The sequence below is a fragment of the Vibrio sp. Isolate34 genome, assembly GCF_022397915.1.
Taxonomy (GTDB): Bacteria; Pseudomonadota; Gammaproteobacteria; order Enterobacterales; family Vibrionaceae; genus Vibrio.
The window spans coordinates 1-8,836 of record NZ_JAKEUO010000036.1 but is presented as its reverse complement, the minus strand read 5'-3'; the positions used below and the strand labels follow the sequence as shown (position 1 = coordinate 8,836).

Genomic DNA, 8,836 nt, shown 5'->3' with positions numbered 1-8,836 from the left:
CTCATGGATAGCCTCGGCTTCAAGACCGCAAAAGCATTTAGCCTCAGAGTTCGGTTTAAGAGTTAGTGTAATAAGTGATGCTGTCTGGTGAGACTTTACTATTTTAAAGCCTTCCCAGAATGACGATAGGAAAGTATGATTCGGCATGAAAACGGTAGTTTGTGTATGATTTTTGTTTGGCGACTAAACCATATCACTTACTACCGTTTTTGTTTTTAGTTCCCGCTAATCCGCGATGAACCTTTTTTTATTTGTGCTGTCGTGCTCATTACTTGTTTAAAAAATTGCTGCCAAAAACCGGGCATTAAAACTTGTGAACCAATAAAAATGTCCTTGATTATTAGAAGAGTCAGTTAAAAGGAGGGACGACATGTATCGATATGTCAGTTCACCACAAGCATCTAAATACATCGTGCCGCCACCTCAACATCGAGAATTGTCGAGTGTTGATGTGCCTGAATCTGAATTGGAGATGCGAGAAATTCTAAACAATTGGTTTGCCGATGGTTTAGCACCGATTATTCAAAGTGATGACGATTATATTTCTGCCAGCGATCAAGTTCGATTTGAGAAACTCAGCCGCACGGTTGGGATGTTGTTGAGGAATAAAGATTATTACTTCGCAGCCAAGCGTATCTTGTCTGTGTGGGAACAAGACTGCCTTGAAACTACCTATGTCAACTACCTCATTCTACGTAGCGAACGTACTACTTTGTTGAGACAGTAAATACGCCTGTGCAACTCCCTAAGTCTGTTAACCAGTAAAATAGACTCTAGTGTGAATATTTCTTCCCGTTCTAGCCTTTCAAGAGAGCTAACAAAAAGGGCAAGCTTGAAAGCTTACCCTTATGATTGTTCTTTAAATGTCTAATCTAGCTATTCAGCGTTCTAGCCGATCAGTTTTGTTTGCTTGTTTGCTGATCTTCACAGTGGCTATATTACTTAGACCCAACCATCGAATTTAAGTCGCTTTTGAATTCTCTCGACTGCTTCTTTCTGCATCTGTCTAACTCGCTCATTCGACACATTCACATCCAACATTTGTCCAACCTCGGATAACGTTTTTACTTTGTTATCGAAGAAGCCGAAACGGTGAATGAGTACTTTCTGTAATTTCGGTGGCAGTGTGTTGATGATTTGTTCAAGCGCGTGTGTGAATGATTGGTCTTCACAATCTTGTTGAGGGTCGGGGATGTATTCGCTTTCGCATTGTTCTAACACGAGCGGAGCATGGCTGATGCCTACGGTTGTTGTTACGTCAATAAAGCCGCTTAATGCGACCAGTTGATCGACACGTTCAGCTTTTACGCCTGAGCCGTTCGATAGCTCTGAGATTGAGATCTCTTTACTCATCTTTTTGCTGACATCGAGCTTCTTTGAGGCAAGGCTATTAATCTCTTTACAGACATGAGCAGGTAAGCGGACAGTACGTCCTTTGTTCATTAAAGCGGCTTCAATGTTTTCGCGAATCCACCACACGGCATAGGTTGAAAAACGATAACCAGGTTCTGGATCGTATTTATCAATAGCCTTGATCAGACCGATATTACCTTCTTCGATAAGGTCGAGCAGCGTGAAGTTGTTGCCTTTACGCTTTAGGTAACTTTTCGCGATTTTTACAACAAGTCGCAGGTTCGATTCGATCATTACGTCGCGCGCTTGTTTATCTCCCGCACGATTCAATTTCGCGTAATAAAGTTCATCTTCACGCGACAATAGATCAATGCCCACAATATCCTTTAGATAGTGAGCATAAGGTTCTGCGTTGGCAGAAAATGATTCTTTAATGGGTGTGTCATCCGTGAGCCCCTGAAACGCAGCAAAACTGTCATTGTTCATTTCCTTGTCCTTATCTAGCCGACTGAACGTTTGATTTTATTATTATGCCACCAAGTGATTAACGCTTGGTTTCATTAGAGTGTAGATTACACTTTCTCCTTTACCAATAAACAAAATGCAATTTCATATGTTTTTGTCACAAAAATATCTACAAATATTTAACTAAGTTGCATCTTATTGAGAGGGGCGTTATTTCAACTAAAACATGAAGATGCATGGTTTATAAAGCATGTGTTATACATCGGCACATGTAGATAAATTTAGTGAATTTATAGGTGTGAGTCAGCTATATAATTGGTAGGGGAAATGAGCCGAAAATGGCAAGAGTCGAGGTTCCATGTTTCCAAAGTCCCTCAGCTCTCAGACCTGTTCTGTGGATATTGACCGCTGCACTAAGCCTAAAAAGCGATGAGTGAAAGCTCAATGCATAGACTAGTAAGTGGCAAGTACTTCGTCGATTTGCTGATTGATGATCTTCATCTCGCTGTAGATAACGGAAAGATCGTCGTCTTGTGGCGCAAGTTTATTGAGTGTGTTTTGTTCGACTCTTTCTAAGGCCACAGTAGCAGTTTCTTCGCCAAAGCTGGCTAAGATGCCTTTCAAGGTATGCACAGTGAAATGAAGTTTGCCCCAATCTTGTTGTTGTACTAATTCTTCTATCTCTTCGAGTGAATTACCATGGTCTTCTTGGTAAGTCGATAGCACAGCGTAAATCACTTCTCTGTCATTATCTAAGTAGGCATTTAAAGCATCAAAGTCTAGCATGTGGACTCCTGTCGGCTGTATGTTGAAAATGGGCTAGGCGGCTTAGTGGAAAAACCATACCGTGATGAATCACTAATCCATTGGTTCCATTTCGGAGGAAGTTCTAATTGTAAGATTTCTTCTAAATAGTCGTCGCTAAGTTTCTCATCTATATGAGCTTTACGGACGGCATATATATAGTCAAGTTTAGCGGCAACTGAATATGGGTAACTGTGAATATAGTCCTTTAATTCCTGAATCGACCCAAAGTTTTCAATGTTTATACAAGTTGAAGGGTCGACATTTTTGGACTCAAGTTTGTGACTTACTGCCTCTCCACGAGATTTTAGACATTCCACTGCTAAGTGATAAAGAGAGTACTCGCCAAAGTGAACGAGCAGTGGTATTAATTGAGCCAATAAGTAAGTGGGTTGTCTGTGGAAATTGTTTGCTAACAGTGTGGAAGCTCTAATCACTTTTTTGTGGGCAACCTGAGGGCTATTTTCGATGAGCAATACGCTGCTCTGAAATAGGGCAAGGCTAGCCAGAACTTGCTGCTGTTGTTTTACTGGAAGTTTCAGGTTCACCAACTCTGTGAATTGGTTGGCGTGCTCAAGCAAAATATGTTTGTACTTTAGTTGCGTCTCGCGCTGGTAAGTCGCTTTTAACGAATTAAAGTGCGCACCAATGGAGTGGATGACATCTATGTCAGCAGCTGAAATGTGGGTCGCATACATCTCACCTAACTTTATGATCATATGTGTGTTATCTGCGTTCTCAGCTAAGTCGATCGCCCTGATTGCACGATGGCTGATACTTGGTGTCATCTCAAATGCACGAATCGCCAATTTAAGAGCAGGCAACAGCATCTTGTGCTTTTCATAGATACAGCTTAAGCAATCAATAACGTTTAATGAGAGTGGCTGCGTTATCAGAAAATTGTGAAGCTTATCTATGGCTAGATTTGGTTTACCTAAGCTGTCAAGAATCAGAGCCTCAGCCACCAATTTTGTTGGGTGCATGTTGGTTTTTGAGTTGTTAATGACGCTAGAGAGTAACTGCCATTTCTTACATGCAATTAAATGTTCAATCAACGTTGCTTCGAACTGAACGCTAGTGCCGTTAGGGGAGATCGCCAAAGCTTGAGCTAATCTCTCTTGACTGGTTATAGGATATAAATCATTCAGCAGGGTGAGCTTCTTCGAAACGGACACGGCACTTTGGATTTTTTTACCCAACATCTGAGTATGAATCGGTTTAGAAACGAAATGGTGAGCTTCACCTGAAAGGGCGGTTAATACCGTTTCTTGACGCATATCTCCTGAGATAAGAATAGTGGCCACTGTATGATCGATGAGCCTGTTTCGATACAGGATCCCCAACAGCTCAAACCCCGTGAAGGATTGCTCTAGGTGGTAATCAATGAGGAGTACATGAAAAGAGTGCGTCTCGACCGCTTTAATAGCTTGTCGATAATCGGTCGCAATAAAGATGCAGTCACGTGAAATACCTAAGCTCGAGAGTTGCTGCTTTATAAGTATCGTTGAACTCTTAGAGTCGTCGACAATTAAAACCCGTAGGTCTGGTGGTAAGGTCAAATCCATTTTCCTCAATACCAAATGTTATTTTTAATTTAGGTGTCAGGTTGCACATTGTCAAGGTGCCTATATCACATACAAACACTCAATAAACTATTGGTAATTAAAGATTATTCGACAAGATTTATGAAACTCACTCTATGGTTAGTGTTTTGACCGCAATTTTGTGTGGTTATGCAGGTTTACACGTAAAAAAGAGGTAAGCCGTTAAGCTTACCTCTGTGCTCTGTTATTCAAGTTTTCTTGCACTGTGCATTATTCAGGTAGAAACGCTTGGCAGAAGCCTCGAGCTCTAATCGCGCATATTCAGAATCAATACAGCGGCTAACGCTAAGAATGCTGTCATCATCAAGAACACATCATTATAGGCCATGATAGCGGCGTCACGTTGCATGGTTCCTAACAAGCTTGCTTGCGCTTGTTGCATCGCTGTCGCGGCATCACTGCCAGATTGGATAAAGAACGCTTGCTGATCTTTGAGTGTTTGCCAACCTAACTGACTTACTGAAGGTAGCGACTCTTTGATATGTGCAAGATGCTCGCGTGTCTTGTTGTCCAGTAGCGTAGCGATAATCGCAATACTGAACGCACCACCTAGGTTGCGCATTACGTTGGTTAAAGTAGAAGCGTCAGGAGTGTCCATTTTGCTGATGTTCTTCATGGCAACCAAAGATAACGGAACCATAATAAACGGGCTGCCAATAGCACGCAGAATCATAGACAAAATCAATTGCTGACCACCAAAATCAATGGTCATATGGGTGTTCACGTAACAACTGAAACCAAACATCGCAAAGCCGAAGGTCACCAAGTATTTAGGCTTAATGATTTGAGTCAGTTTGGGCACGATTGGGAATATCAGAAGTTGTGGGAAACCCATCCACATCAGAACTTCGCCAATCTCCATCGCGTTATATTGCTGGATTTGCGTTAGGTACAGCGGCAATACATAAATAGACCCGAGCAACGCCATCCCTAAAATCAGATAGGCGATACAAGACATCGCAAACTGCGGTTCTCGCAATAGCCGCAAATTCACCAGTGGCTTCTTGTGTTGCAACTCGTTTATCACGAAGTAAACCAAACTGACCGCAGACACAATACTCAAGCCAACGATAAAGCTTGAGCTAAACCATTCTTCACGGTTGCCTTCTTCTAACACGACTTCCAAGCAACCTAAACCTAGTGCCATGGTTGCGATGCCGAACCAGTCGGCTTTTTTCAACGTGCCAAGGTCGAGTTTTTCATCGTCCAAGCCATAGCGGATCATGGTGATCACGAGTAGAGCGGGCGGAATATTGATGTAAAAAATATAGTGCCACGAGAAGTTCTCGGTCAGCCAACCACCAAATGTTGGGCCAATAGACGGAGCAAACGTCGCGGTAACACCAAACAGTGCCATGCCGACGGCGCGCTTGTTGATAGGCAAAAGTTGTATAACCAACGAGAACGCGAGTGGGATTAATGCTCCACCACTAAAACCTTGCATCGCACGGAACACGATCATCGATGTCATGTTCCACGAGAAAGAACACAGCAAAGATGAAATGGTGAATATTGTCGTGGTCCACGTGAGATAACGGCGTTTACCGAGCGCTTTTGAAAGCCAACCACTGAGTGGAATGGCGATCATTTCTGCGACTAGGTAAGAGGTCGAAATCCACGAACTTTCATCCAAGGTTGCAGACAAGGCACCTTGAATATCTTTAAGAGACGAGTTGGTGATCTGGATATCCAAGATCGCCATGAACGCACCAATCAAACCGCCAAATAGGGCGATCCAATGGCGAGTTGATACTTTGTCCTCATCATGAGTTGAGGTGACAACACCGGCGCTGCTCATGGTCTAGCCTCGTTTATCGATGGTCGCAACCACAGACAAACCAGGAAGCAATCGACCTTTCAACTCTTGCTGATCTGGAATGGTGATTTTCACAGGCACACGTTGAACAATTTTGGTGAAGTTACCGGTTGCGTTTTCAGGTGGCAGCAGCGCGAACTTAGCGCCAGTAGCAGGGGAGAAACTGTCTACCACGCCTTCAAGTGGCTGGCCTGGAAAAGCGTCTAGCTCAACTTCAACCGTTTGACCTTTGTGAATGCCACTTAGTTGTGTCTCTTTGAAGTTTGCTTCAATCCACACTTGGTTGTTAGGCACTAGACTCATAAGCGGAGCACCGGCTTGAATCAATAAACCTTCACGCACACTGCGTTTACCAATGACGCCGTCTGTAGGTGCGTAGACTTTGGTGTAATCAAGGTTGAGCTGTGCTTGATCTTGTTGTGCCTGTGCTTCTGTTACTGAGGCTTTGGCTTGCTCAATTTCGCTCGCAATAACGATCAGTTGGTCATTGGTAGCGACAAGGTTGGCTTTCGCTTCTTCTAAGTCAGCAAGGGTCACTTTTTGTTGAGCGACCATGCTATCGACTTCATCTTGAGAAGCGTAATTGCGTTTTAACAAGCTACGAGAGCGCTGTACTTGTTGGATAGCACGTTCATATTCGGCTTCTGCGGAATCGACGCCACTTTCTGCTTGATTAATTTTGCTACGTTGTAACGTCTGTTGAGCGATTAAGTTCTTTACGTCGGATTGTACGACGGATAAATGGGCATTAGCTTGAGCAAGGGCTGCTTGGTAATCACGGTCATCAATTTGAACCAATAGGTCGCCTTCTTTCACCGATTGGTTGTCACTCACGAAAGACTTTACAATATAGCCAGACACTTTAGGACTAATGTTAGTAATGTCGCCTTGTAGGTAGGCGTTATCGGTCGATTCAAAATACTGACCGTAGCCATACCAATATCCAGCGCCAGCTAAACCCAATGACAGCATGATCGCAGTAGCAATAAGCGGTGCTTTTTTACGTTTTTTTGTGCTTACTGATTGCGAAGCGTTGTTGTTCTCTGTCATTTCTATTTTCTCATTTTGTTTTTATTTAGATGTAACGAATTGTAAATGAAAGTCATTGATTGATAAGATAGGAAAAAAGAGAAACACTGTTGCGAGAATCTTACTAATAGCGAGTTTGGGGAGGTAGGATGGACTTAAATGCGGTCACTGTTTTTACACAAGTGGTTGATTGTGGGAGTTTTACACATGCAGCTGAAGCGTTGAACATGACGAAGTCGACTGTTAGTCGAAAACTCGCCGAGCTAGAACAGCACCTAGGTGTGAGATTGATCACTCGTTCGACGCGAAGCTTGGTGTTAACACCGGAAGGTGAGCGCTTCTATCAATCGAGTATGCAAATGCACGAGATAATGAACCAAGCTGAGCTAGAGGTTTCTGCCAATCAAGATCTGATTCGTGGCCCTTTAAATGTGGTGTTGCCTGTCGAGTTGGGACATCAAGTTCTCGCCAAATACATCCATAGCTTTTTACTTGAATACCCGAATGTGACGATGAACTTGGAACTGACTAATCGAGAAGTCGATATTATTGGTGAAGGCATCGATCTTTACGCGCAGATTGGTGAGCTGGCAGATTCTAGTTTGGTTTCTCGTTTTTTGACAACCTCAGGACGTGTGTTGGTCGCGAGCCCTAAATATTTAGAGCAATTTGGTAAGATTAAAACGCCCAAAGATCTCAAGTCACCATTTCGTATGATTGAGGTCTCGAATAAAGCGGCACGTTTACCCAAGTGGAAGTTGCAGCTTGATGACGGAGAGTCTGAGTATATCGAACTTCCAAGCCAGCTGAAGGTGAATACCATTACCGCGTGTTTGACGGCATGTGTCGATGGGTTAGGCCTTGCAGTGCTCCCTGAGTTCATCTGTCGAGAGCATTTTAAATCAGGTCGGTTGGTGCATTTGCTGCCAGAGTATGACATGCCCCAAGTCTCGGTAAGCTTGGTGTACGCGGATAGGCAGCTTATGCCCAAACGTAAAAAGGTGTTTATTGACTACTTACTAACGGCATTCCTCAGTGAGAAGAACAAGTAGCGTTCGTCTAGTCTATCGAAGTGATTCAGAGCCCTCAGTTCTTTAGCATCTAAACAGAAAATTATGGGAAACAAAGAGCTAAAGAACTGAATATTAAGACCTGACATTAGGACGAGAGCACGAACCTAATCAATTCAGCGTTGGTTTCCATTCAACAACTTGTCCATTGCTCAACACAGCTTTGATAGACGTCGCTGCTATTGTGACGCCGTTTTGGCTAAACGCTTGGTCAGAGAAATTCGCGATGATTTTACTTCCGTCACTGAATACGGTTTGTTGAAATCGATACTGTGTCGCTGTTGTTGGTATTCGTTAGCGTTATCTGGCTGTCTTGTGTGTTTGCTGAGAACGCACAAGTGCTGAAGAGAGCCGCGATGGCGAAAGACGTAAAGTTAAGGTGGTGACGCACATTGAACATATCTAGTTTCCGTAAGAGTAAGTACGGTTATTACACCTAAGTCGTGTTAGGGCATGTTGATCTTTCGAGAGTGTTTTTTGAACAGCATGGTAAAGAGTTATAATTTGCTTCGCCAAAAGTAAAACCATAACCAATACCATGCCAAGAACAATGCTAACTGATATTCGCTGGAAACTGCTACTCCAAGTTATGAAAAGTACAGGTCGTATTTACGATAAAACTGAACATCGAATGACATTTGAAGGAATACTTTATCGAATGAGAACAGGTATTCCTTGGCGGGATCTACCCTCTG

At 43.1% G+C, this 8,836-nt stretch carries 9 protein-coding genes; 3 read left to right on the top strand and 6 right to left on the bottom strand.

Annotated elements, in window-relative coordinates:
* Positions 1 to 370: 370 nt before the first annotated feature.
* The gene (locus L1D22_RS21720; protein ID WP_239831212.1) at positions 371 to 727 is read left to right on the top strand and encodes a hypothetical protein; all 357 of its coding nucleotides are present in this window, start codon (positions 371 to 373) and stop codon (positions 725 to 727) included.
* A 215-nt stretch (positions 728 to 942) separates the two neighbouring features.
* Here the strand turns inward: L1D22_RS21720 and L1D22_RS21715 are convergent, their stop codons facing one another.
* From L1D22_RS21715 to L1D22_RS21695, 5 genes are all read right to left on the bottom strand, one after another.
* On the bottom strand, positions 943 to 1,839 hold the full coding sequence (locus L1D22_RS21715) for a sigma-70 family RNA polymerase sigma factor (RefSeq protein ID WP_239831211.1): 897 nt from the start codon (positions 1,837 to 1,839) through the stop codon (positions 943 to 945).
* Positions 1,840 to 2,271: 432 nt separating this feature from the next.
* On the bottom strand, positions 2,272 to 2,604 hold the full coding sequence (locus L1D22_RS21710; RefSeq protein ID WP_132762834.1) for an Hpt domain-containing protein: 333 nt from the start codon (positions 2,602 to 2,604) through the stop codon (positions 2,272 to 2,274).
* Positions 2,598 to 4,187, bottom strand: coding sequence for a response regulator (locus L1D22_RS21705; protein WP_239831210.1), 1,590 nt, complete (start codon positions 4,185 to 4,187; stop codon positions 2,598 to 2,600). The genes L1D22_RS21710 and L1D22_RS21705 overlap by 7 nt, the downstream gene beginning before the upstream one ends.
* A 286-nt stretch (positions 4,188 to 4,473) precedes the next feature.
* A complete protein-coding gene (locus L1D22_RS21700) occupies positions 4,474 to 6,024 on the bottom strand; it encodes a DHA2 family efflux MFS transporter permease subunit (protein WP_239831209.1) in 1,551 nt (516 codons plus the stop codon).
* Positions 6,025 to 6,027: 3 nt separating this feature from the next.
* Complete coding sequence (locus L1D22_RS21695) at positions 6,028 to 7,092, bottom strand: HlyD family secretion protein (protein ID WP_239831208.1); 1,065 nt, start codon at positions 7,090 to 7,092, stop codon at positions 6,028 to 6,030.
* Between the two features lie 128 nt (positions 7,093 to 7,220).
* Between L1D22_RS21695 and L1D22_RS21690 the strand changes: the two genes are divergently transcribed.
* Positions 7,221 to 8,123 carry a LysR family transcriptional regulator gene (locus tag L1D22_RS21690; RefSeq protein ID WP_239831207.1) on the top strand — a complete coding sequence of 301 codons (903 nt, stop codon included), beginning with the start codon at positions 7,221 to 7,223 and terminating at the stop codon, positions 8,121 to 8,123.
* Between the two features lie 259 nt (positions 8,124 to 8,382).
* Here the strand turns inward: L1D22_RS21690 and L1D22_RS21685 are convergent, their stop codons facing one another.
* Positions 8,383 to 8,541 (bottom strand): hypothetical protein, encoded by a 159-nt coding sequence (locus L1D22_RS21685; RefSeq protein ID WP_239831206.1) that lies wholly within the window; start codon positions 8,539 to 8,541, stop codon positions 8,383 to 8,385.
* A 138-nt stretch (positions 8,542 to 8,679) separates the two neighbouring features.
* On the opposite strand from L1D22_RS21685, the gene L1D22_RS21680 reads away from it, so the two are divergent.
* On the top strand, positions 8,680 to 8,836 hold a 157-nt coding region (locus L1D22_RS21680; protein WP_239829853.1), incomplete at its 3' end, for a transposase.